Here is a 22,671-nt window from a genome sequence, read left to right as displayed (position 1 = left end):
AAGAAGCGCCCTTGCGAGAGGACGCTTCTTTTTGATTAAGCGGCCGATTGCCGCAATTCTTTTTTCCGTTCGATCTCGAAACGCTTCGTCTCGGCGACGACGACACCCGACAAGAACAAGAGACCAATCAAGTTCGGAATCGCCATCAGTCCGTTGAAGACGTCCGAGATGGCCCAAATCAAGTTCAAGTTCGTCGTCATCGCGCCGAGTCCGGCGACGACGATGTACATCATCCGATACGGGACGATGGCTTTCTCCCCGAGCAAGTAATAGACCGACCGTTCCCCGTAATAACACCAGCCGATGACCGTCGAGAAGGCGAAGAAGACGAGTGAAATCGTGACGATCAATTCCCCGATTGGACCGAGGAAGTACGCGAATGACGCTTGCGTCAGCTCGATGCCTTGAAGGCCGCTCGTGTACTGACCGCTCATGACGATCGTCAATCCAGTGATTGAACAGACGATGAGCGTATCAATCAACACTTGCGTCATTGAGACGAGCGCTTGCCGTCCCGGGAAATCTGTCTTCGCAGCGGCGGCTGCGATTGGTGCCGACCCGAGGCCGGCCTCGTTCGAGAACACACCGCGGGCGACCCCGTAACGGATGGCGGCACCGAGCGCCCCACCGCCGATGGCTTCCGCGCTGAACGTACTCGAGAAGATCGTCGCGAATGCCGACGGAATCAACTCGAAATTCATGACGAGGATGACGAGCCCGCCCCCGACATACCCGATAATCATGACCGGCACGAACACACCGACGACTTTCCCGATCGATTTGACGCCACCGAGGATGACGAACCCTGTCAGCACCATGAGCACGATGCCCGTCACGAGCATCGGTACCCCGAACGACGTGTTGAGTGCCATACTGATCGAGTTCGTCTGGACACCGTTACCGATGCCGAACGCGGCAATCGCTGCGAACAAGGCGAACGTCATGCCGAGCCATTTCTTCTTCAAGCCGTGCTCCAAGTAATACATCGGTCCGCCGGCAATCTCGCCCCGCTCATCGACGACACGATATTTGACGGCGAGAATCGCCTCGGCGTACTTCGTCGCCATCCCGATGAAACCGGAGAGCCACATCCAGACGATGGCGCCCGGTCCCCCAAGGACGACCGCCGTCGCGACGCCGACCATGTTCCCGGTACCGACCGTGGCCGCGAGCGCCGTCATAAGCGCTTGGAAGTGCGAGATGTCCCCGCGTTGTTTTTTCTGTTTCTCCGCTTCCGCTCCCGTTTTCTGTTTTGGGAGTAACGCTTCCTTCAACCCGAAGCCGAGCCGGGTCACTTGGATAAAGCCGAGCCGGAACGTCAAATAGACGCCCGTCCCAATCAATAGAATCAATAAGTGTGGCCCCCAGACGAGGTTCGATAAACTCGTCAGGACTGCTTCAAACTTTTCCATGCTACTCTGCCCCCTATGTATATCTCGTGTTCACCGTTCCTTCATATTTTTCAGAACATTCTCAACTTCGTCAAGTTGACAAGGCCATCAAGCATCTGGTATTCGCGTAATACTTTTGTAATATACCTCTCTTACGTATTGAAACGACTTGAATTCCATTTTAGTATTTGAAATAAAAATGTAATGCGAGGCGCACAAAAAAACGGCCCCCGGGTTGGGAGCCGTCTCGTTTCATGTTGCGAGCGCCGCGACGACCTCGTCGACGTGCCCGTTCACTTTCACACTGCGCCATTCCTGTTCGATATAGCCGTCCTCGTTGATGAGGAACGTCGAACGGACGATGCCGTAGTACTCTTTGCCGTAATTCTTTTTCAATTGCCAGACGCCGTACAGCTCCGACACTTCATGCGTATCGTCGACGAGCAAATCGAACGGGAGCTCGTGTTTGGCGATAAAGTTTTGATGCTTCTTCTGGCTGTCGGCCGAGATGCCGAGGACGACGGCCCCGTTCAATCGTGGTGTCGCGTCCCGGAAGTCGCACGCCTCGGTCGTACAGCCCGGCGTCGCGTCCTTCGGGTAAAAGTAGAGGACGACTTTCTGACCACGATAGTCCTCGAGTGAGATCATGTCCCCATTTTGGTTCGGTAATGTGAATGTCGGTGCTAACATGTCGTTTCCTCCTTATCCGAACGACGGGTCGACGAGGTTCTCGTCATAACCGTCGATCGCTTGTTCCAATTTTTGTTTGAGCGGTTCGAGCGCCTCAAGGTACTCGACCGGGTCCTCGGTCGCGGCGGCCTTTTGAAGCGCCGCCTCGTTGTCGGTATACCACGTCCGATACGCCTCGAAGTATTCGGCCATCGTGTCTTGGTTCTCCGGCACGGTGAGCGTCTCGGCCATGAGCAAGAAGACGTTATTGTCGGCCTCGAGCGCGACGTAGTCGGTCTGGGCGTTCACTTGATCGTAAATCGGACCAGCCTCGTCTTCCGGCACTTCGGCGAGACGGGCGTTCGCTTCCGGGTTCACCCCGTACTCGTTCGCCTCGATTCCGGTCAACATATCGCCGACCTCCCCGATCACGTCGGCCGGGAGCAACGCCGGAGTGACGACGAGTTTCCAGTCCTCCCCGTCTTTGATAGCGACTTTCGAGAGTCGGTTCGGCAGTTCGTTGCCGTCCGCGTCCTCCATCTCGTGGACGATGAACGCGACGTCTCCGTCCTCGTTCACCCAGCTCTCGTACATGTCACCCGGTGTCAGGTCACGCATCTCGGCACCGGTCGCCGGGATATCCGTCAACTCGCCCGCATAGTCGATCTCGGCGAGGGCCGCCGCATCTCCGTTCTCGAGCGCTTGTTGGTACGACGTATACAAGGTCTCGACCGCTTCCGGCAGCGGTGCTTTCGTCTCTTCAGTGGCCTCTTCCGTCGGCGTTTCGTCGGCCGTCCCGCAACCCGCGAGCAACACGGTCAGCGCGAGCGGCATCATCCACTTGTTCATTCAATCATTCCCTTCGCAAGTCGTCCTGTACCCTCATCCTACCACGACTCGATTTCGAGCGAAAACGACACGCTTTTCTGGAAAATTGTTTCACTAGGATTTCACTTCGATTTTCGATACAATACAGACGTAAGCGCTTCAATATACGAACACTTTTAAGGGGGAACGAGAATGATTCCATACAAACATGAACCATTCACAGACTTTACGAACAAAGAGAACGCCGCAGCAATCCAAGCGGCAATCGAGAAAGTCAACGGTGAGCTCGGAAAAGACTATCCGCTCGTAATCGGTGGGGAGAAAGTTACGACGGAAGGCAAAATCACGTCTTACAACCCGGCCAATAAAGAAGAAGTCATCGGTCACGTCTCGAAAGCGAACCAAGAGCTCGCGGAGCGTGCGATGCAAGAAGCGCTCACAGCGTTTGACTCATGGCGCCATGTCGACCCAGCTGTCCGTGCCGACGTCTTGTTCAAGGCGGCGAATATCGTTCGCAAACGCAAGCACGAGTTCTCGGCTTACCTCGTCAAAGAAGCGGGCAAGCCATGGAACGAAGCGGACGCGGATACAGCGGAAGCCATCGACTTCATGGAGTACTATGCACGTCAAATGCTCGAGCTCAAACCAGGAAAAAAAGTCGAGAGCCGTCCGGGCGAATACAACCGCTATGACTACATCCCACTCGGGGTCGGGATCGTCATCAGCCCTTGGAACTTCCCGTTCGCAATCATGGCAGGGACGGCCGTCGCAGCTATCGTTGCCGGGAACACGATTCTCTTGAAACCAGCATCGACGACACCGATCGTCGCTGCGAAATTCGTCGAGGTCATGGAAGAGGCAGGCCTTCCGAAAGGCGTCCTCAACTTCATCCCAGGACCAGGCGCTGAAGTCGGTGACTATCTCGTCGACCATCCGAAGACGCGCTTCATCAGCTTCACAGGTTCACGTGATGTCGGTCTCCGCATCAACGAACGCGCCTCGAAATTGAACGACGGCCAAATCTGGCTCAAACGCGTCATCGCCGAGATGGGTGGAAAAGATACAATCGTCGTCGACGAATCAGCGGACCTCGAACTCGCGGCCCAATCGATCGTCAAATCGGCGTTCGGCTTCTCAGGCCAAAAATGTTCGGCTTGTTCACGTGCCGTCATCGTCGACAGCGTGTATGACACGGTGCTCGATCGCGTCGTCGAATTGACGAAAGAACTCTCGGTCGGCAACACGGAACAAAACGAACACTTCATGGGACCGGTCATCGACGCGGCCGCATTCAAGAAGATCACGTCGTACTTCGACGTCGCTAAAGAAGAAGGCAAAATCGTGGCCGGCGGGAAAGCGGACGACTCGACTGGCTACTTCATCGAGCCGACAGTCGTCGCTGACGTCGCGCCGAAAGCACGCCTCATGCAAGAAGAAATCTTTGGACCGATCGTCGCCTTCACGAAAGCGAAAGACTTCAAAGAAGCGATCGACATCGCCAACAACACGGAATACGGCTTGACAGGTGCCGTCCTCACGCGTGACCGCTCGAACCAAGAGTACGCGCGTCAGAACTTCCACGTCGGGAACTTGTACTTCAACCGTGGCTGCACGGGCGCCATCGTCGGCTATCAGCCGTTCGGCGGGTTCAACATGTCAGGTACAGACTCGAAAGCAGGCGGACCGGATTACATCCAGCTCCACATGCAAGCGAAAACGACGTCTGAGACGTTTTAATCGAACAACCCGGCTCCTTTGAGTCGGGTTTTCTTTCACGAAAGGAGGAAATCCTATGGAAACGTTTGATGACTTTTTAGCAACGATTGACGACTCTAAACAACGGGCCAAGCTCGACGACGTATTCGTTTGGGTCCGGAAGACGTTCCCGCAACTTGAGGAGCGCATCGCCTGGAATCAACCGATGTTCACCGACCACGGCACGTTCATCATCGCGTTCAGTGTGGCCAAAGCGCATTTCGCCGTCGCACCGGAGGCCGTCCCGCTCGAGGTGTTCCAGGAACGAATCCAGGAGTCGGGTTACACGCAGACGAAGCAGTTGTTCCGCATCAAGTGGAGCCAAGACGTCGATTACGACTTGCTACGTGACATCATCGCGTTCAACATCGAGGATAAGGCTGGTCACACGTCGTTCTGGCGTTGACCTAAACAGTAGGAGCGATGACGCGCATGTCATCGCTCCTGCTTGTGCTTATCCTAATGCCACGTCCAACATCATCATGATCGTGAAGCCGAGCATGAGCGCCATCGACGCCATGTCTTTATGTCCGTTCTCTTGCGACCCGAGGATGACCTCTTCGACGACGACGAAAATCATCGCCCCGGCGGCAAAGCTGAGCGCGTACGGCAACAGCGGCTCCATGACAAGAACGGCCCAGACACCGACCAAAGCGGCCATCGGTTCGACCATGCCCGACAACTGACCGTAGAAAAAGCTTTTGCGCCGGGAGAATCCGTCCCGTCTGAGCGGAAGTGCGACGGCCGCCCCTTCCGGAAAGTTTTGAATGCCGATCCCGATGGCCAAGGCGATGGCGCCCGTCAGTGAGGCGGAAGGGAAATCGGCCGCGACCGCACCGAAGGCGACGCCGACGGCAAGGCCTTCCGGGATATTGTGCAACGTGATGGCCAAGACGAGCAACGTGCTCCGTTTCCGTTTTTGTGGACGGATGCCCTCGACTTCTTTTAGCGAAGGCGTCGGATGCACGTGCGGAATCAGTTTGTCGACGACCGCCAAAAACAGACCGCCTGCTAAAAAACCGACCGTGGCCGGCAACCAAGCCGGCATCGCGTCTTGTTCCGCCATCTCGATCGCCGGGGCGAGCAGTGACCAAAAACTGGCCGCAATCATGACGCCGCCGGCAAACCCGAGCATGCTGTCCATCAACCGCTCGTTCATCGACTTCGTCATGAAGACGACGGTCGCCCCGAGCGCAGTCATCCCCCATGTGAACATCGTCCCGAGCAGCGCCTGCATGGCCGGGCTCAACTCAGCTACCCATTCCCACATCCCCGTCGCCTCCTTCATCCCTATCCTTTTCCCGGCTCGCATGCGTCGCTAACGACAAAAAAGAGGAGAGCCGTTTCGCTCTCCCCCTGTTGATTAAAACGCGCGCATCAAGTTGGCCATCTCGATAGCCGCTGTTGCCGCTTCCCAACCTTTATTCCCGGCTTTCGTCCCGGCCCGTTCGATTGCCTGCTCGATCGTCTCCGTCGTCAAGACACCGAAGATGACAGGTATTTCTGACTGGTAACTCGCTTGAGCGACACCTTTCGCTGCTTCGCTGCAGACATAATCGAAGTGAGGTGTTGCCCCACGGATTACCGCACCGAGCGTGATGACGGCATCATATTTCTTGCTCATCGCCATCTTCTTCGCGACGAGCGGGAGCTCGAACGCGCCTGGGACGAACGCGAGCTCGACGTCATCTTGTTCGACGCCGTGACGTTTGAGCGCGTCTTTTGCCCCGTCGAGCAAGCGCATCGTGATGAGATCATTGAACCGTCCGACGACGATTCCGACTTTCAAGCCTTTTCCGACCAAGTTTCCTTCGATTGTATGCATCATTGTTCTTCTCCTCCAAAATGGTTCATTTTTTGTTGTTTCGTCAATCTATACTTCTCGTTCGCGGCATGAGCGCCGACGAGAATCGGAACCCGTTCGATGACCGTGATGCCGCACGCCTCCAAGGCGTCGACCTTCTCCGGATTGTTCGTCATGAGCCGGACGTTCGTGACGCCGAGGTCCCGCAACATCGCCGCACTGACGCGATAATCACGCAAATCGGCATGCAGACCGAGCGCGACGTTCGCCTCGACCGTATCGAGCCCTTGTTCCTGCAACTCATACGCCTTCAATTTATTGAGCAGACCGATGCCGCGACCTTCTTGGCGCATATAGAGGACGACTCCGCCCTCGGCCTCGATGCGGGACATGGCCGCGTCGAGCTGTGGTCCGCAGTCGCAACGGTATGAGCCGAAGACGTCGCCCGTTAGACACTCAGAATGAATCCGGACGAGCGGTGCGTGGTCGAGCTCACCTTTCACTAACGCGACATGTTCTTCCCGGTCGAGGACGTTCTGATACCCGATTAATCGGAAGTCCCCTTTCACCGAGGGGAGTGCGACGTCCGCCTCCCGTTCGACGAGGTCCGTCTCCATATAACGGACGAGCGCCTCAATCGTGATAAATTTCAAATCATGTTCTTCGGCGACGCGCTCAAGGTCAGGCACCCGGGCCATCTCGCCGTCCGGGCGGATGATCTCGCAGATGACGGCGACCGGCTCACTGCCGGCGAGTCGCGCCAAATCGACCGACGCTTCCGTGTGTCCGCGCCGGACCGAGACGCCACCTTTTTTCGCGATGAGCGGGAAGATATGTCCCGGACGTTGGAAATCGGCCGGACGGGCGTTGATATTCGCAAGTTCGCGCACCGTATGGGCCCGCTCGCTCGCCGAGATGCCCGTCGTCGAATCGACGTGGTCGACACTGACCGTGAACGCCGTGCCATGCGGGTCGGTACTGTTCGCGACCATCGGCTGCAAGTCGAGCCGGACGGCCACTTCTTCGGCGAGGGAGGCGCAGACGAGCCCTTTCCCTTCCGTGATGAGGAAGTTCATCGTCTCCGCTGTCATTTTATCCGCGAGGACGACGAAGTCCCCTTCGTTCTCCCGGTCCTCATCGTCGACGACGATGATGGGGCGTCCCATCTTCAAGTCTTCGACTGCTTCTTCGATCGAGTGGAACATTACCATCCCGCCTTTCCATATCCTTGTGACGCCAGTGATTCGAGCGTCATCGGTTTTTGACTTACGAGTTTTTCCATATATTTAGCCAACATGTCACATTCCAAATTGACCGCGTCCCCGGCCTGTTTCATCCCAAGCACCGTCTCACTGTACGTGTGCGGGATGAGCGACAACGTGAAGCCGCGTTCCGTGACATCAAACACCGTCAAACTCGTCCCGTCGACTGAAATCGAACCTTTCGGGACGATATAGCGGAGGAGTGATGATTCACAGCTGATGTCGACATAGACGGCGTTCGCGAGTGACCGTTTTTTGACGATACGCCCGACGCCGTCGACGTGACCCGATACGAAATGACCGCCAAAGCGTCCATTCGCGGGCATCGCCCGCTCCAAGTTGACGCTCGTACCGGGGCGGACCCCGTCGAGACTCGACGCCTTGAGCGTCTCCGGCATGACGTCGACCGAGAAACTGTCACGGTCGAACGTCGTCACAGTGAGACAAATCCCGTTGACGGAGATGCTGTCACCGAGTTTTACGTCTTCTAATACGACCTTTCCGCTAAGTGTCAGCCGAAGCGACGGACCGTTCCGTTTCACTGCCTTGACACTACCGATTTCTTCAACGATTCCCGTGAACATTGGACTCTCCCTTTCGCATGATGAGTTTGATGTCGGTGCCGACGGTTTCGACCGATTGCACGTCATATCGATTGATTGCATCGAGCGGACCGTCATGATGCGAGCGGTAAAATCCGCCCTTGCCGCCGAATACGCGTGGCGACTGATACATGACCCACTCGTCGACGAACTGTCCATCCAAGAGCGAGGTGACGAGTGTCGGTCCCGCTTCGATGAGCAGACGACCGATACCGCGTGCGTAGACGTCTTGCAGGACAGCGTCGAGCGATGTGTATACCGCAAGTTCGACGCCGCGCTCGATGAACGCGTCCCGCTTCGTTTGATCGTCAGACGTCGTGTAGAGTAGCACCGGCACATCATTCGCCGCCCGGACAAGCTGACTCGAGATCGGCGTGCGTAAATCGCGGTCGAGTACGATTCGGAGCGGTTGTGTCGTCTCGCGGTCGAGCCGGACGGTAAGGGCCGGGTCATCGGCGAGCACGGTGCCAACACCGGTCAACACCGCGTCGACCGTCGCCCGCAGTTCATGGACGTCCCGTCTCGCTTCCGTCCCGGTCACCCATTTGCTGTCACCGGTATCGAGGGCGACTTTGCCGTCGAGGCTCGTCGCCGTCTTCAAGATGACGTACGGCCGTTTCGTCTCGAGCGAGCGCAAGAACGCCACGTTGAGCGCTCGTGCCTCACTCTCGAGCAACCCGACCTCGACATCGATTCCGGCCGCTTTCAACCGAGCAATGCCTTGCCCGGACACGAGCGGATTCGGGTCGGTCATCGCGAGGACGACCCGTTTGATGCCCGATTCCACGACTAAATCGGCACACGGCGGTGTCTTGCCATGATGCGAGCACGGTTCGAGTGTGACGTACATCGTCGCGCCATAGGCGGCAGCACCGGCCATGCGGATGGCGTGCACTTCGGCGTGCGCCTCTCCTGCCTTCAGGTGGGCGCCGAACCCGACGACCCGACCGTCTTTGACGACGACGGCCCCGACGCGCGGATTGACGCCGGTCGAAGAGGCGGACTTGGCCAATTGGATGGCTTGTTGCATGTACTGTTTCATAATCTCCCTCCTTGTTTCGTACAAACAAAAAGACCTCAAGGAATGATCCTCAAGGTCTCGGTGGGAGTCGTCCGTCGTCATTTGGGCAAGCCAAATAAGCGTTTTCTTTACAGAAAAACGTACGACGAACTACAGGTCGCGTGGACCTGTCATGTTTCCTTCTCCCATCCAGACTATACTGTCGGCTCTAGAATCGCACTAGATCCACCGTTCGCACACGTGCGCCCGGGTCACGGACTTAAGGCTCGCGCCCATCACCGCCGGTTGGGACTTTCACCCGACCCCGAAGGAATATTTGTTTGTACGTCTCCACTTTAGCGCAAAAATAAAGGGATGGCAAAACGAAATGCGCAAAAAAAGCGCCGCTCGTGTGAGCAGCGCCTTGTGCATCAAGCCAAGAATAAAACGACGAGGAGACCGACGATCCAGCAATAGAACGAGAAATATTTGAGCTCGCCTTTCGCTATGATGTGTTGGAACCACTTGAGCGAGATGGCCGTGAGCGCATACGAGGCGATGAACGCCAAGATGAGCGGTCCGAACAAATCGCGCGTCTCTGGATTCGTGAACAGCGCCGGCCCGTCTAAAATCATCGTCCCAAGACTGATTGGGATGAACAGGAAGAACGAGAAGCGGAGCGCCGACTCTTGCTTGATACCGAGGAGCATCGCCATGACGATCGTCGCCCCAGAACGACTGATTCCCGGGATGAGTGCGACCGCTTGAGCGAGACCAATCAAGATGGCGTCGCGAAGCGTGATGCCGCCGTCGCCTTTGTTCCCGCGCATGTTGCGGATGAACCAGAGCGCGAGACCCGTCAAGATGAGCGTATACCCGACTGTGGCGACGCCGCTGAGCGTCTCGCCGATCCAATCGCCGAACAAGACACCGAGCACGCCGGCCGGGACCGTGGCGACGAGCAACAGCCCGATGAACTTGACGTCGACCATCGTCTCGTCACTGCGGTCCTTTTTGAACAAGAACGTCCACAGACTGACGACGAGACGGACGACATCCTGCCGATAAATCGTCAACACGGCGAGCAATGAGGCGAAGTTCACAAAAATCTCGAAGGAGAGACCCGGTAATTGAATATCAAACAGCTCTTGGAAGATGACCAAGTGACCGCTCGATGAGATCGGAATCGGCTCGGTGAACCCTTGAATCAAGCCGAGCAGTAGATAAAATAACCATATTGTCATATCGTAATATCCTCTTTTCTTTTTTACATCAATTCCATTATTTTAGCAGACCGTCCGTTTCACTGACCACCCTTTCAAAAAAAATCGTTATTTTCAAAACTTTCATTTGATTAGTCTGAAAATTAAATTTATTATAGAAGAGTACTCAACTGGTGCGACGGTGATGACCCCATTAGCCAGTTGGGTACTTTTTTCGTACAGATTATTACATATTAGCCACGATAAAACTTTTTGTTTACAATTGAACCCATTTAATATTAAATTTGTAATAGAACTGTTACCATTTTTTCAAAGTAGTAACAGGACTTTAGACCTAATGATTCATAAAATCAGTTTAAAAAACTTGAACAATGCACTTATAAATTGTAAAAACTGGCCGATAGTATGATTGTAGCAGCAATTTCGTCATCTTTGTCGGTTCAGATATGAGTCCATGGAAGGAGGAACCATCATTGAGTCAAACGTTATCCACTAAATCCCACCACTTGTCCACCGAACAGCAGAGGATGATTCACTGCATTAGGCTGCTCGGCGACTTGTTAAAGGAACGTCCACGACGCTCTGTGTATCGTCGCTTCGCGATGGAACAAAGCTGGCCGTCTCCCGAGTCGATTATCCGACAGTTCGGGTCATGGGCCGAGGCGCTTGCCATCGCCGGTTACGAATGGCACGGCGAGGCGACTGTCGATCTCCCGGACAAGATGCCAAAGTACACGCGTGAAGATATCATCGAGACACTGGCTCTCTACTCGCGCGACATGGGATCGATTATCACGCTGAAAAAGTATCAGGAATGGCGCAAACTTCATCCGAAAGCTCCGAGCCATTACCATATCGTCAAGACGTTCGGTTCGTGGCATGACGCCTGCGCCGAAGCCGGACTTGAAGCGAGTGTGACCTACTCGAAATCCGAGCTCTCCACCGCACTCCGTGAAGCGATTCACGAGATGGGCTTCTCTCTTTCATTCGAAGCGTATCGCGAATGGGCAAAACGGAACAACAAACCATCTACGAAAGCGATTCTTCATCGCTACGGTTCGTGGTCGGCTGCGATTCACGCGGTCGAGTCAGAAATTTTCAATCAGAAATTATAATCTTTCATTCATAAGGAGGACGCCGGGTATCCGGTGTCCTCCTTTATTGCGTTAACAATGGATTGCTTGATTACAAATGATGGCCACCTCAGCCGGCCCCCTCCGTTCCTGGGGCGATGCGGATGCCTCCGCAGCGCGTGCCGCGCTTTACGGGGTCATCCTTGCATCGCTCTCCCCTAGGAGTTCGGGCGCCGGCCTTGGTTAGCGAATCCGAACACATCTCACTTGCGTGATAGACAAACTTCGAACGATAGAACCCGATTAAGCTTCATGTACGGATGCGTCTAGTCCAAATGGAATATAAGTAAAGGAGAATCTCGATGATTGAGATTCTCCTTTTATCATTGAATCCGTTCCGTCGACGTGTCGCGATAATGGGCGACACGGTCCCGGCCGTTGAATTTTGCACCGACGTACATGGCTCGGTCAGAGTGACGGAGCAGCGTGTCGAGGTCCTCGTACTCATGGATCGTCTCGATGCCGATACTCGCCGTCACTTGGACCCGAATCCCTTCGGAACCGAGCGGATGTGTGCGGAGCGCTTGACGAATCTTCTCCCCTGTCACAAGCGAGGCTGCCTCGTTCATGCGTGGAAAGACGAAGACGAACTCCTCGCCGCCGTAACGGGTGACAAGGTCACCGCTCCGGATGAGACGACTGAACAACGCCCCGGCCTCAATCAACACTTCATCTCCGAACGCATGACCATACGTGTCATTAATCGCCTTAAAGTGATCCAAGTCGACCAAGAACACGGACAACGGATACGACCCGATATCGTTCAATCGCTCCTTCGTCCAACGTTTGAGCGCCCGTTGGTTCGGCAGCCCCGTCATCGGGTCGGTCAGGCTCTCATGCTGGAGCCGATTCCGCTCGTCAATCCGTTCGAGCGACCAAGATAACGTTTTTAAGAGTCGATGAATCTCGACGGCGATCGCCCCTTCATACGCGCCGTTCGCCGTCGTCGAAATCATGCAACTGACGGCGTTCGTCGTGCTCGACACAGGCTGAATGACGAGGGCCGAATGGTGAAGCTCGGTCTGATGGGCCTGCAGGTCTGGATGCCATTCATGAAGTGAATCGTACACGAAATACGGTTCCTCCGCATCCCGGTGCCGTTCGAGCGTGAAGGCGTCGCCGACCGGTTTCGATTTTCGTCCGCTGACGTCATAGAACGTCCGGTCGCCGGTGCGATTGACTTGTAGCCAGCCCCGCTCGAGTTCGACGACTTCCCGCAAGCCGTTCCAAAACTTCTCGATGAGCAGTTGTTCGTTGTCGACCCGATAGAGCTGTTCTTTCAAACGCTCGACTTGGTCGACTTTCGACTGCGTCTCCTCGGTCTCGGTCGCTTTGGATAGCCCCATCTTGAGGAGCGACAGGATGAGGAACGTCGCCATCAGTCCGGTGTAGCCGAACAGTTGGAACGCCTCGATGGCGACCATCGTGAACAATAGCTCGAGCGAGATGACGAGCCAGTCGAAACGGAGCAATCGCCACATGATCGGGAGCGGAATCCGCTCCCCAATCAAGAACCGCGACAGGAGGAAACTGAATCCGAGGACGAGGAACAGGACAGCAAAGAAGCCGAGTAACGCCGTCCCTTGCTCGAGCAGATGAACGTTCGGCCCGACCTCTCCGCCGAGCCGTAAATAGACGAGACCTGGTAAGACGAGCAACATCGCCTCAATCAGCGTGTTGAGCGGATAGAAATGTAAAAATCGTCGCCGCCCGACCTTGTTCGCGAACGTCCGGGCCTGGAACGTGAGCAACAGCAGCTGCCCCATCAGTAGAGCCGGGAGCAGACCGTATAAGAAAAACGTCATGAAGACGAACATCTCATGAAACGTGAAGTGTAAGTGCCGCCGCTTGAGCGGGTTCATGACGAACAAGGCACCGAGCGTGAAGATGAACCAAAACAGCGACCAATCGAACGTCCCGATACCGAGCCACATATAGGTGAGAATCGCCATGAAGACGATCGACCACGAGAACCAGCTCCTGACGAGGTACTTCCGAAATCGCATCGTCTCCCCCCTTCCTTTTTCCGTTATCATTCTTACATAGTATGAAGGTTCTTGGTTCAAGATTCCAGCCGTTGTTTGAAAGTTTTGACAATGAAAAAAGACCGTGACGCTCGTCACGATCTTGTGATTACTTCTTCGCCTTTAAGAACGAGATGCCGAGCGAACCTGAACCCGTGTGCGCCCCGAGGAGCGGTGCGAGCGTGTCGACCCGAATCTTGGCTTTGTCACCGAGCTCCCGCTTCCACGACTCGGCCAGTTCTGGCACGTTCCCGTGGAAAATCGAGACGTCCGTACACTCGCCTGAATCGATGGCTTGACGAAGTGCTTCGAACAACTGGGCTTGCGCCTTTTTATACGTCCGGACTGTCTGATATGGGACGATGAGCCCGTCTTCGAAGCGAAGCACCGGTTTCAACTGCAGCATGTTTCCGATGAGCGCTTTCGACTTCGAGATGCGCCCGCCCTTTTGCATCTGCGTCAAGTTTTGCAAAATCAACTCGATACGGACGTCCTCGACACGTTGTTTCATATACGCCTCGACGTCCTCGAGTGCGTCGCCACGTTCGACACGTTGAATCAACTCTTCGAGCATGAGTCCCATCGTATAGATGCCGGCCCGCGAGTCAATCGCGAGCAGTTTGAACTCGGCAATCTCGGCGCCTTGGACCGACGCTGAATATGTGCCGCTCAATTCCGACGACAAGTGGACGGCGATGCCCATGTCATATTGGTCTTTGATCCCTTCGTATAATGTGACGAAGTCACCGATGGCCGGTTGGCTCGTCGAGACGCGTTCACCCGCATCGATCCATTCGTACACGGTCTTGGCATCGACCTCGACCCCATCTTTATACGGTTGATCCCCTTTGACGACGTAGAGCGGGACGATATGGATGTCCGGGTGATGCTGAATCGAATCTGGAAGGACAACGGTGCTGTCCGTGATATACGCAATTTTCATGTTAAGGCTCTCCTTCAATCAAAATTAGTACCTGGTAATATTATTTTATCACAGGTGAAGCGGTTTCACTATTTTTTCAAAACACGAATTCCCTTGAAGTTTCACATATTCCCGTCCAGATTACGCCTGAAACGGGTAAAAGATAGCATCGGACAAAGGAGGAATCGGCATGATTCACATCGAGCACGTCAATAAAATCTATAAGACCGGGGATGTCGAGACGGCGGCGTTGAAAGACATCGAGTTGACAATCCAGGACGGCGCATTCGTCGTCATCCTCGGTCCGAGCGGAAGCGGCAAGAGCACGCTGTTGAACGTCATCAGCGGACTTGACACGGTGACGTCCGGGACAATCACGTTCGGTGATACCGTCCTGACCGAGCTGTCCCCGGAACAGATGACGGCGTTTCGTCGCGACCATCTCGGCTTCATCTTCCAACAATATAATCTGCTACAAAATTTGACCGTCTATGAAAACATTCAAATCGGGGCCGACCTATCCGACAACCCGCTCCCGATCGAGGAGTTGCTTGAGCAGGTCGGACTGTCCGCCGCCCGCGACAAGTATCCGTATCAATTGTCGGGCGGCGAACAACAGCGCGTCTCCATCGCCCGGAGCCTCGCCAAAAATCCGTCCATCGTTTTCTGTGACGAACCGACCGGGTCGCTCGACGAGGACAACTCGAAGCGGGTGCTCGAACTGCTCGAACGGTTGAACAAGGACTATGACAAGACCGTCGTCGTCATCACGCACAACACCGGCATCAGCGAAATGGCCGATGACGTCATCAAAATGAACTCGGGTCGAATCATTGAACTGACGCACAACCCGATGAAACGATCTGCTCGTGACATCCACTGGGGGTGAGACAGATGCTCTATAAAAATGTATGGAAGACGCTCGCCGGTAAATGGATGCAGCTCCTCGCCATTGCCGTCATCATCGTCATGAGCTCGCTCACGTACACGATGATGTTTTACGGCATCAGCGGCATCGAGGTCCCGACCGAGGAGTTTTTGGCGTCCTCGAATCAAGAAGACTTCGCCGTCGAGATGCTCAACCGCGTCACCGAAGAAGAGGCGGCTACGCCCGAGTTGACCGCTTTTATTGCCTCCGGGAAATATACGCTCGCCGACTTGAAACAGGCCGACGCGGAAGCGTTCGATGACTTGATGGTGGCACGACTCGACGCCGTCGAGCGTGAGATGGGCGACGTGACGCTCGAGCTGCGCTCCACGAAGCTATTCAATTACACGTTCGATGACCGCGAACATCGCGGGCTCGTTGTAAAGGATGCGGACGCCATCAACCTGTCCTATCTCGAGTCAGGTCGTCGTCCGAGCGCGGACGATGAGGTCGCCATCAATACGAAATCGGCTGAAAAGAACGGAATCGAACTCGGCGACACGATCGATCTCGGTGAACCGTTCACGGTGACCGGGTTCGTCTTGTTCCCGGATTATACGTTGCCGCTATTCGACGACAACTTCTTCAATCTCGACCCGGGCACACAGACGCTCCTGTTCATGACAGATTCCGCCTATGAGGCGATGAACGGGACCGAATCGTTCCGTCTCGCCGGGGTCACCGATGGGACGGTCGAAACGGACGTCGAGCTCCCGTTCGTCATCTCGGTCATGGAGACGGAGAATATCATGCGCAGCGGGGCCATCTATAGCGAAATCTCTTCCGGAAAAGCGATGGCACTCGGTTTGAGTCTCTTCATCGTTTCCATCGCCGTCATCATCGTCGGCATTCTGATTTCGAACATGCTCGAGTCTGAACGTGGCCAAATCGGTCTCTTGAAAGCGATCGGTTATAGCCGTCGGCAAATCGCGACGCCGTACCTCGTGCTCATCCTGGCGTTCGCGACCGTCATGCTCATCGTCGGATATTTCCTCGGTCTCTATTTCGCCGACCCGCTCAAAGACTTGTATCTCGACTTTTATCTCTTGCCATCCATCACCATCGCTCAAAGTCCGTTCGTCTTTCTCACCGCGGTCTTCGCCCCGCTTCTCTTCTTCGCGCTCGTCGCCGGAGCCGTCATTTATAAACTCATGGGTGAGAGCGCGCTCGCCTTACTGTCGCCACGAGACAATTTATCGCTCAATCGCCTGAGCCGACTTGTCAGCCGCCTGCTCCGCAACGCCCGCGGCAAGACGAAGTTCAAATATTTATACGCCGTCAAGAGCACGGGCAGCTTCATCATCTTCTTCCTCGGCATCCTGTTCTCGACGCTCCTCATCGTGTTCGCGCTCATGATGAACGGGGCCGTCGACCAGATGACGGTCGGAGAGATTGGCGAGGCCGACTATGAGTATGAGTCGTTCACCTCGACCCAGCCCGAGCTACGTGACGGACAAGAGCCGTTCCTCACCTACCCGTTCGCGTTTGTCGATGACAAACTCGTCACGTTGAAAGGGCTCGATGAAGCGAACACGCTCTATCGTCTCGAAGACGAGAACGGGGACGTGTTGACGCCCGCCGCCGACGAGGTCATCGTGAGTGCCTCGCTCGCCTTGAAGCTCGGACTCGAGACCGGGGATACGCTCGACATCGAACTCGATGACGAGATGCTATCCTACCCGATTCGCGGAATCGCTGATGAATATATGGGCGACACTATCTACTTGTCACGCACAAGTTTGAGCGACCAACTGTCCGACGGGGAGACAGATGAACTGTTCAACGGCATCTATGCGACCGAACGGCCGGACGAGGCCGACTATGCGACGATTTTGTCGCGCGACAGCTTGATCGACCAATCGACCTCGATTAACGAGTATATGAACTTGATGATGAACGTCCTGATCGGCGGCTCTGCCTTGATCGCCTTCAGTATCCTGTTCGTCTTGACCGCGCTCACGGTCGAGAAAAACTATTACGTCATCTCGCTGTTGAAAGTGATGGGCTATGACCGCCGCGAGGTCCGTTCGATGATTTTGAACAGTTACTTCATCTACGCGCTCGCTTCTGCGCTACTCAGCATCCCGATCGCCTTGTTCGTGTTGCGCGTCATCATCGTCTTGTTCGCCCAAGACTACGGGCTCGTCCTGCCACTCGAATTCGAATGGATCTACCTGCTCTATACGCTCGGAGCGGTCTCCATCCTCTTCTTTGCGAGCACGTTCGTCAGCCGTCGTAAAATCGATCAAATCCCGTTACAAGAAGTATTGAAGACGTATCAAGAATAATTTGTCGCCAAATAGGGCATAATAAGAGAAGAGACCGGGCCTCTCCCTGTGAGGGGCCTGACTATTTGAAGAAGAGGATGATTCTTATGAACCGTACACAAGTATTGCTCGCCATCCCAGGCAACTGGTCATCGGCCGAGGCAGTCAGCGAACAAATCAGTTTACATAGCGAAGGCTACACGATGGCCGGTCTGTTACTGTTAGAAGACGAGACCGGGAAAGCGTTCACGGTCGAAGTCGTCGAGCGCGACCCTGCCCTCGCCGAGGCGATGATTCACGCCAGTTCGGGCGGCTTCACACCGAAAATCGCGAAAGGGATCGCCCGTCACACGCACATCGTCTATTTGATCGTCGACGTCAATGACGTGTCAGACATCGCGGCAGCGCGCCGTGCGGCCAACGCCATCTTGAACGCCGGCGGCCTCGGCGTCATGGTCGAGACGGCTGGTGTCGCCTATTCGAAAGACGAGTGGCAAGAGTCGAAAGAAGAAGACCTCGCCCTCGACTACTCGCTCTTGACGGCCATCACGGAAGAAGAAGACGCATACGTCTCATGGGGCATGAAAGCGTTCGGTCACGCCGACGTCGCCGTACCGGCCACGCTTGAGATCGAAGACGCGATTCACGTCGTCCATTCGTTCAATTTCCACCTCATCTCGGGTGGCTCGATGTTCGGCGACGGGGACAGCTTCACGTTCGAGGACGGCAAGACGTTCACGGTCGAGATGGGGGAAGACGAGCGCACGTCCATCGACAACTTGCTCCATAACCCGTTCGGTTTAATTTACCTCGTGCCTCAAGTCACGGCAGAATAAAACAAGAGCTCATAGACGTTCGTCTGTGGGCTCTTGTTTTGGTTGCGGCGGCATATCGAGCGGCAAGAAATAATGTGCGCACCCTTCCCATCCGAGCTGCTCACTCAACAAATCGAACGAGGTCCGGAAGAACGCTGGGACGTCACTTGACCGATCGACCTTCTCGAGCGACAAGAAACATTCGCTCATATCGGCATCATAATAGGCATCCGCTGGTTGAATCCGGTCCGAGGCGAGCTCGGTGTATTGGAACGGATACGGCAAGATGAAGAACGTCGGCACGTCGACGGACGCATCCCCGAGCCAAAACCCGAACTCGATCATGTGCTCATCGAACGCCGCTTTCTCGATCAGTTTGTCTTCCGGGAACGGCTCGGACTTCCCGTAGACGATGATTGACGAGACATCGAACGTGCCCCAGAACAAGGCCGGTTTCACTTTTCGGCATCGGAGCGGGGCGAGAAATGCCGCTTGTTCCCGCGCGGCGTATTGGAACAACCGAACTCCTTTCTGCGCGGCATCGGCATCGTAAACGAGCGGCGTCTCATCTCGGTCCAGATATCGCAGTTCTCGCATCTCCTGCGTCTTCGGATTGAGTTCGAGTCGAACGCCGGACGCTTGAAGCGTACCGATGATCTCTGCGTAATACGTTTTGAGCGATTTCCCGTCCTCCAGCGGAAACATCGTCCGATTTGACTCGACGTGCACCGTGATGATGCCGGCCGCAACATCGATGTCCACCTCGAACAACGTCTCCCCGCTCCAGAGCGGCCCGGTCGAGAATCCGTTCACGGTGAGTGGCAACGTGACGTGGGCCCATTGCGGCTCTTGCGGGGCGAGTGCAAGCTTTAGTTTCCCTAGAATTTGTGACAAGAGGTGTAGCGTGAGCTTCGTGTCGGCCCAGTCGGAATGGCGGATCAGATTCATGAGCGTTTCCCCATTTCTTCCTTCGAACAAGTGACACAACTACTCTCCTGATTCCCCGTGTCCGGCTCCGACAACCAAAAAAATCCACAGACACGTGTCTGTGGATTTAGCCTCGCATCTCTTGGAGACGCTCGAGTTGATGGGTCAGCTCGCCAATCGGGACGAACCGGGCCCGACGGAGCGTCTCTCTGCCGTCGAGGAAGAACAGGACGACTGGTACGGTGAAAATCGAGTAGGCGCCGGCAATCTCCGGCACCTGATCCGAATCGATGGCGACCGCCTCGATGTCGGGGAACTCCGTCAACATCTCTTCGACTTGCGGTTTGAGCGAGTGACAGACGCTACAGGTCGGATGCGAGACGTAGACGAGCAATTGGTCCGAGTCCGCAATCCGGTCTTGTAGCGCCGTGAGCGTGGTGACAGCTTCCATCGAAAGTCCCCCTTTTCTAATTATGCGTCAAGCCAGAGAATCCCGACCGTCTCAAACCCTGCGTGAACCGCGATCGACGGACAGAAACGCGTCTTGACGATTTCAATGTCAGGCAATTTCGCTTGGATGAGCGCGACGATATTGTCCTGCATCTCTGGGGCGAGCGCCGTCTGGACGAAGACGCGGTTATTGTGAATGCCGTTCGCGGCGTGACGGCGTTCGAGCTCGGTCACCATCTCGGCGTATGCTTTCTTGAGCGACCGTGCTTTTTTGAACGGAATGACTTTGCCCGTCTCATCGAGTGTGATAATCGGTTTGATATTCAAGATGTTAGCTAGGAACATCTCGCCTGACGAGACGCGGCCGCCACGGCGCATCGTTTCCATGTTGCCGATAATCATGAAGAAGTTCTTCTTGTCACGCCATGCCTCGAGCAAGGCGACGATTTCCTCGACCGACTTGCCTTCCGCTTCAGCGGCAAGCCCGAGACGAACGAGCTCTTGCTGCGCCTCGAGCGCTGCGTGCGAGTCGACCGTATACACTTTGAAATCGGCCGCTTCGGCGGCGGCACTCGAGTTTTTCACCGTCGAGCTCAAGCCGTTCGAGCAATGGACAGCGATGGCACAGTCGTACCCTTCTTCTTTCAAGCGCTCATAGCGGGCGATGAAGTCGCCGAAGATTGGCTGTGACGTCTTTGCCTCTTTCTTTTGATCAATCATATAGCGGTGCAAGTCTTCGAGCGACAAGTCCACTTCACTGTAGCCGCTGCCATCGACGATCAGTTGAATCGGGACGATATCGACACCGAGACGGGCCGCCTCTTCCTTCGAGAAATTGGCCATACTATCGGTAATCCATGCGATTTTGGTCATAACAAAAATCCTCCAATGGTCGTTCAATTTTTTCCTTTCTCATTATACCTTATTTTTCGGATTCGTTCCTTTCCGACTGATTTGGACGAAAAAAGACAGCCCGACTCATCGTCGCGCTGTCTTCGGCTTCGACTCATCGTGTCGAAATCAGTTTCGTATGGGCAAACTCATCGTGCGGCAATTCCATGTCTTCGCCCGACTTGATTTGTTGTAACGCTTTTAACAGTGGCAGACCGAGTGTCGCCGGATAGACGACGTCTTTATACAACGTCCGCTTCACGACTTGTTCGAGCGAGAGCGGTCGCCCGTCTTGACTGACGACTTTAATCCCGACGACTTGGTCGCCAATCGTCTGCCCATTTTTGTTGAGTAGGAAATACACTTCCCCGGCCATCGTCACGAGCGTCGGCAAATAGTAACGTTTCACTTCTTTTCCAGGAAACAACTTTTTCCGAATCGTCTTCTCGACGAGTTTCGCAGGCGTTTGAAAAATGAGTTGGTCAATCTGACTGGCAACGGCACGTTTCCAAATTGGGACTGCCACGTTCATCATCCTCTCGTTTCGGTTCTAGGCTTTAGATTCCTCTTTTGCCTTCGCTTGAAACGCCGAAAACGGACAACCCGAACGTGCGAACAAGTTCGGCGTCACAATTTTGTCATCATAATGACGATGGAACACGTGCGTCGCGGCTGGTGACAGCGGCGGGATGAGCCAGCTCCATTGCCCGGTCACATCGCGTCCTGCATCTTGTTCGTTCTTCTCGAACCGTTTGAACTGTTTCGCCGCCGTATGGTGGTCGACAATCGTCACGCCCGCCCGCTCGAACGACTGCAAGATGGCGACGTTCAACTCGACGAGGGCCCGGTCGCGCCAGAGCGTCCGCTCTTTTGACGTATCGAGTCCGAGCGACGTGCCGACGAGCGGCAAGAGATTATAGCGGTCCGTATCGGCCAAGTTGCGCGCCCCAATCTCGGTCTCCATGTACCAGCCGTTGAACGGCACCGAGGTGAAGCGCAGACCGCCAATCTCTAGTTCCATGTCGGCGATGGCCGGGACGGCATGCCACTTAATCGGTCGTCCGGCAAACAGGTCGTACGCGTCATGACGAATCTCGACTTCGAATACCGCGTCGTCCGGCAATTCATAGAGCCGGACCTGACGCCCGTCCGTAATCAACAGCGGCAAGACGTCAAACTCGGTGCCGGCCCCACTCCAGCCGAGTCGTTCGGCCTGTCGCGTCATCGTTAAGGACAGCGGATCGCCGATAATCCCGTCTTCCGTCTCATACGCCGCATACCGGATGAGTTGCGTGTTCAGCAAACGGAACTCGTTCGGGAGCACCGTCATCGTCGAGCGGATTTTTCCGCCGTTCGTCGCGTAACGCAAGTGATCGATGAGTGCTTCGAACACATCGTCGAACGTCTCCGCGCTGCGGGCATCCCGGACGGTGAGCGTCTGCCAAAACAGACGGCCGATGCATCGGTTTGAGTTCCTCCAGGCGAGTTTCGCGCCCTCGGTCAACTCGTCGGTCGTGAGCGTATACGTTCCCGTACGGTCGATTTCTTTCGCAATCTCATCGAGCCGATCCGTCTGATCGCCTTTTAGTTGTGAGAAAAAGTGTCGGGCTGCCTGAATGTCCATCTCATGTATCTCCTCTTTCGTTCTGTCCCTCCCATCTTAAGGGAAACCACACCCGTTTTCTACCCGGACGCGATAAAAAAGCAGGACGATGTGCGGGCTGTTAGATTGAACAAGCATGGGAATGATTTTTCGGAATCGCACATCGAACCGGATGGA

General features: G+C 55.2%; 22 protein-coding genes and 1 riboswitch. Of the genes, 6 read left to right on the top strand and 16 right to left on the bottom strand.

The window, feature by feature from the left end:
• Positions 1–35: 35 nt before the first annotated feature.
• From KNP83_RS02780 to KNP83_RS02770, 3 genes are all read right to left on the bottom strand, one after another.
• Complete coding sequence (locus tag KNP83_RS02780; RefSeq protein ID WP_214760339.1) at positions 36–1,412, bottom strand: alanine/glycine:cation symporter family protein; 1,377 nt, start codon at positions 1,410–1,412, stop codon at positions 36–38.
• Positions 1,413–1,643: 231 nt separating this feature from the next.
• Positions 1,644–2,081 (bottom strand): thioredoxin-dependent thiol peroxidase, encoded by a 438-nt coding sequence (bcp, locus tag KNP83_RS02775; RefSeq protein WP_214760338.1) that lies wholly within the window; start codon positions 2,079–2,081, stop codon positions 1,644–1,646.
• A 12-nt stretch (positions 2,082–2,093) separates the two neighbouring features.
• The gene (locus KNP83_RS02770) at positions 2,094–2,909 is read right to left on the bottom strand and encodes a nuclear transport factor 2 family protein (RefSeq protein ID WP_214760336.1); all 816 of its coding nucleotides are present in this window, start codon (positions 2,907–2,909) and stop codon (positions 2,094–2,096) included.
• Positions 2,910–3,080: 171 nt separating this feature from the next.
• Between KNP83_RS02770 and pruA the strand changes: the two genes are divergently transcribed.
• On the top strand, positions 3,081–4,625 hold the full coding sequence (gene pruA / locus KNP83_RS02765; RefSeq protein ID WP_214760334.1) for an L-glutamate gamma-semialdehyde dehydrogenase: 1,545 nt from the start codon (positions 3,081–3,083) through the stop codon (positions 4,623–4,625).
• Between the two features lie 55 nt (positions 4,626–4,680).
• Positions 4,681–5,049 carry an iron chaperone gene (locus KNP83_RS02760; protein ID WP_214760331.1) on the top strand — a complete coding sequence of 123 codons (369 nt, stop codon included), beginning with the start codon at positions 4,681–4,683 and terminating at the stop codon, positions 5,047–5,049.
• Positions 5,050–5,097: 48 nt separating this feature from the next.
• Here KNP83_RS02760 and KNP83_RS02755 read toward each other — a convergent pair whose 3' ends face one another.
• The 6 genes from KNP83_RS02755 to KNP83_RS02730 all read right to left on the bottom strand — a co-directional run bounded on the left by KNP83_RS02755 (position 5,098) and on the right by KNP83_RS02730 (position 10,555).
• Positions 5,098–5,913 carry a ZIP family metal transporter gene (locus KNP83_RS02755; RefSeq protein ID WP_214760329.1) on the bottom strand — a complete coding sequence of 272 codons (816 nt, stop codon included), beginning with the start codon at positions 5,911–5,913 and terminating at the stop codon, positions 5,098–5,100.
• A gap of 93 nt (positions 5,914–6,006) precedes the next feature.
• A complete protein-coding gene (ribH, locus tag KNP83_RS02750) occupies positions 6,007–6,471 on the bottom strand; it encodes a 6,7-dimethyl-8-ribityllumazine synthase (RefSeq protein ID WP_285801532.1) in 465 nt (154 codons plus the stop codon).
• Positions 6,468–7,652: a bifunctional 3,4-dihydroxy-2-butanone-4-phosphate synthase/GTP cyclohydrolase II gene (locus tag KNP83_RS02745; protein WP_214760327.1), complete on the bottom strand. Its 1,185-nt coding sequence runs from the start codon at positions 7,650–7,652 to the stop codon at positions 6,468–6,470. The genes ribH and KNP83_RS02745 overlap by 4 nt, the downstream gene beginning before the upstream one ends.
• The gene (gene ribE, locus KNP83_RS02740; protein ID WP_214760325.1) at positions 7,652–8,293 is read right to left on the bottom strand and encodes a riboflavin synthase; all 642 of its coding nucleotides are present in this window, start codon (positions 8,291–8,293) and stop codon (positions 7,652–7,654) included. The genes KNP83_RS02745 and ribE overlap by 1 nt, the downstream gene beginning before the upstream one ends.
• A complete protein-coding gene (gene ribD / locus KNP83_RS02735) occupies positions 8,274–9,353 on the bottom strand; it encodes a bifunctional diaminohydroxyphosphoribosylaminopyrimidine deaminase/5-amino-6-(5-phosphoribosylamino)uracil reductase RibD (protein WP_214760323.1) in 1,080 nt (359 codons plus the stop codon). Before ribD ends, ribE begins: the two co-directional genes overlap by 20 nt.
• A gap of 152 nt (positions 9,354–9,505) precedes the next feature.
• A riboswitch (FMN riboswitch) is annotated at positions 9,506–9,648 on the bottom strand.
• Between the two features lie 94 nt (positions 9,649–9,742).
• Positions 9,743–10,555, bottom strand: a complete 813-nt coding sequence (locus KNP83_RS02730; protein ID WP_214760320.1) for an undecaprenyl-diphosphate phosphatase — start codon at positions 10,553–10,555, stop codon at positions 9,743–9,745.
• 452 nt (positions 10,556–11,007) lie between these two features.
• Between KNP83_RS02730 and KNP83_RS02725 the strand changes: the two genes are divergently transcribed.
• Entirely contained in the window at positions 11,008–11,649 is a 642-nt protein-coding gene (locus KNP83_RS02725; RefSeq protein ID WP_235045171.1) for a homing endonuclease associated repeat-containing protein, read from the top strand.
• Positions 11,650–11,990: 341 nt separating this feature from the next.
• Here KNP83_RS02725 and KNP83_RS02720 read toward each other — a convergent pair whose 3' ends face one another.
• Both KNP83_RS02720 and KNP83_RS02715 read right to left on the bottom strand, forming a co-directional pair.
• Positions 11,991–13,673, bottom strand: a complete 1,683-nt coding sequence (locus tag KNP83_RS02720; RefSeq protein WP_214760317.1) for a GGDEF domain-containing protein — start codon at positions 13,671–13,673, stop codon at positions 11,991–11,993.
• Between the two features lie 127 nt (positions 13,674–13,800).
• Positions 13,801–14,634 carry a DegV family protein gene (locus KNP83_RS02715; RefSeq protein WP_214760315.1) on the bottom strand — a complete coding sequence of 278 codons (834 nt, stop codon included), beginning with the start codon at positions 14,632–14,634 and terminating at the stop codon, positions 13,801–13,803.
• Positions 14,635–14,803: 169 nt separating this feature from the next.
• Between KNP83_RS02715 and KNP83_RS02710 the strand changes: the two genes are divergently transcribed.
• From KNP83_RS02710 to KNP83_RS02700, 3 genes are all read left to right on the top strand, one after another.
• Positions 14,804–15,502: an ABC transporter ATP-binding protein gene (locus KNP83_RS02710; RefSeq protein ID WP_214760313.1), complete on the top strand. Its 699-nt coding sequence runs from the start codon at positions 14,804–14,806 to the stop codon at positions 15,500–15,502.
• A 5-nt stretch (positions 15,503–15,507) separates the two neighbouring features.
• Complete coding sequence (locus KNP83_RS02705) at positions 15,508–17,829, top strand: ABC transporter permease (RefSeq protein ID WP_214760311.1); 2,322 nt, start codon at positions 15,508–15,510, stop codon at positions 17,827–17,829.
• 86 nt (positions 17,830–17,915) lie between these two features.
• Entirely contained in the window at positions 17,916–18,644 is a 729-nt protein-coding gene (locus KNP83_RS02700; protein ID WP_251139162.1) for a DUF4261 domain-containing protein, read from the top strand.
• A gap of 9 nt (positions 18,645–18,653) precedes the next feature.
• Here KNP83_RS02700 and KNP83_RS02695 read toward each other — a convergent pair whose 3' ends face one another.
• From KNP83_RS02695 to KNP83_RS02675, 5 genes are all read right to left on the bottom strand, one after another.
• Entirely contained in the window at positions 18,654–19,571 is a 918-nt protein-coding gene (locus KNP83_RS02695) for a DUF5996 family protein (protein ID WP_214760307.1), read from the bottom strand.
• A 106-nt stretch (positions 19,572–19,677) separates the two neighbouring features.
• Positions 19,678–20,001, bottom strand: a complete 324-nt coding sequence (locus KNP83_RS02690) for a thioredoxin family protein (RefSeq protein ID WP_021066467.1) — start codon at positions 19,999–20,001, stop codon at positions 19,678–19,680.
• Between the two features lie 20 nt (positions 20,002–20,021).
• Positions 20,022–20,873, bottom strand: a complete 852-nt coding sequence (locus KNP83_RS02685) for a DegV family protein (RefSeq protein WP_058764323.1) — start codon at positions 20,871–20,873, stop codon at positions 20,022–20,024.
• 133 nt (positions 20,874–21,006) lie between these two features.
• Positions 21,007–21,423 (bottom strand): RDD family protein, encoded by a 417-nt coding sequence (locus KNP83_RS02680; RefSeq protein WP_251139161.1) that lies wholly within the window; start codon positions 21,421–21,423, stop codon positions 21,007–21,009.
• 18 nt (positions 21,424–21,441) lie between these two features.
• The gene (locus KNP83_RS02675; protein WP_214760302.1) at positions 21,442–22,515 is read right to left on the bottom strand and encodes a nitric oxide synthase oxygenase; all 1,074 of its coding nucleotides are present in this window, start codon (positions 22,513–22,515) and stop codon (positions 21,442–21,444) included.
• Between the last annotated feature and the right edge of the window lie 156 nt (positions 22,516–22,671).

Source organism: Exiguobacterium sp. s146, assembly GCF_018618415.1.
In the GTDB taxonomy this organism is placed as follows: domain Bacteria; phylum Bacillota; class Bacilli; order Exiguobacteriales; family Exiguobacteriaceae; genus Exiguobacterium.
This window is presented reverse-complemented; position numbering and strand designations above follow the sequence as displayed.

What these genes read in the sequence shown, in the direction of transcription:
- KNP83_RS02780 (WP_214760339.1), bottom strand. Translation starts at nt 1,412, where the DNA reads ATGGAAAAGTTTGAAGCAGTCCTGACGAGTTTATCGAACCTCGTCTGG.
- ribD (WP_214760323.1), bottom strand. Translation starts at nt 9,353, where the DNA reads ATGAAACAGTACATGCAACAAGCCATCCAATTGGCCAAGTCCGCCTCT.
- KNP83_RS02680 (WP_251139161.1), bottom strand. Translation starts at nt 21,423, where the DNA reads ATGAACGTGGCAGTCCCAATTTGGAAACGTGCCGTTGCCAGTCAGATT.
- KNP83_RS02695 (WP_214760307.1), bottom strand. Translation starts at nt 19,571, where the DNA reads ATGAATCTGATCCGCCATTCCGACTGGGCCGACACGAAGCTCACGCTA.
- KNP83_RS02700 (WP_251139162.1), top strand. Translation starts at nt 17,916, where the DNA reads ATGAACCGTACACAAGTATTGCTCGCCATCCCAGGCAACTGGTCATCG.
- bcp (WP_214760338.1), bottom strand. Translation starts at nt 2,081, where the DNA reads ATGTTAGCACCGACATTCACATTACCGAACCAAAATGGGGACATGATC.
- KNP83_RS02745 (WP_214760327.1), bottom strand. Translation starts at nt 7,652, where the DNA reads ATGTTCCACTCGATCGAAGAAGCAGTCGAAGACTTGAAGATGGGACGC.
- KNP83_RS02720 (WP_214760317.1), bottom strand. Translation starts at nt 13,673, where the DNA reads ATGCGATTTCGGAAGTACCTCGTCAGGAGCTGGTTCTCGTGGTCGATC.
- KNP83_RS02755 (WP_214760329.1), bottom strand. Translation starts at nt 5,913, where the DNA reads ATGTGGGAATGGGTAGCTGAGTTGAGCCCGGCCATGCAGGCGCTGCTC.
- KNP83_RS02705 (WP_214760311.1), top strand. Translation starts at nt 15,508, where the DNA reads ATGCTCTATAAAAATGTATGGAAGACGCTCGCCGGTAAATGGATGCAG.
- KNP83_RS02730 (WP_214760320.1), bottom strand. Translation starts at nt 10,555, where the DNA reads ATGACAATATGGTTATTTTATCTACTGCTCGGCTTGATTCAAGGGTTC.
- ribH (WP_285801532.1), bottom strand. Translation starts at nt 6,471, where the DNA reads ATGATGCATACAATCGAAGGAAACTTGGTCGGAAAAGGCTTGAAAGTC.
- ribE (WP_214760325.1), bottom strand. Translation starts at nt 8,293, where the DNA reads ATGTTCACGGGAATCGTTGAAGAAATCGGTAGTGTCAAGGCAGTGAAA.
- KNP83_RS02770 (WP_214760336.1), bottom strand. Translation starts at nt 2,909, where the DNA reads ATGAACAAGTGGATGATGCCGCTCGCGCTGACCGTGTTGCTCGCGGGT.
- KNP83_RS02710 (WP_214760313.1), top strand. Translation starts at nt 14,804, where the DNA reads ATGATTCACATCGAGCACGTCAATAAAATCTATAAGACCGGGGATGTC.
- KNP83_RS02675 (WP_214760302.1), bottom strand. Translation starts at nt 22,515, where the DNA reads ATGGACATTCAGGCAGCCCGACACTTTTTCTCACAACTAAAAGGCGAT.
- KNP83_RS02690 (WP_021066467.1), bottom strand. Translation starts at nt 20,001, where the DNA reads ATGGAAGCTGTCACCACGCTCACGGCGCTACAAGACCGGATTGCGGAC.
- KNP83_RS02760 (WP_214760331.1), top strand. Translation starts at nt 4,681, where the DNA reads ATGGAAACGTTTGATGACTTTTTAGCAACGATTGACGACTCTAAACAA.
- KNP83_RS02685 (WP_058764323.1), bottom strand. Translation starts at nt 20,873, where the DNA reads ATGACCAAAATCGCATGGATTACCGATAGTATGGCCAATTTCTCGAAG.
- KNP83_RS02715 (WP_214760315.1), bottom strand. Translation starts at nt 14,634, where the DNA reads ATGAAAATTGCGTATATCACGGACAGCACCGTTGTCCTTCCAGATTCG.
- pruA (WP_214760334.1), top strand. Translation starts at nt 3,081, where the DNA reads ATGATTCCATACAAACATGAACCATTCACAGACTTTACGAACAAAGAG.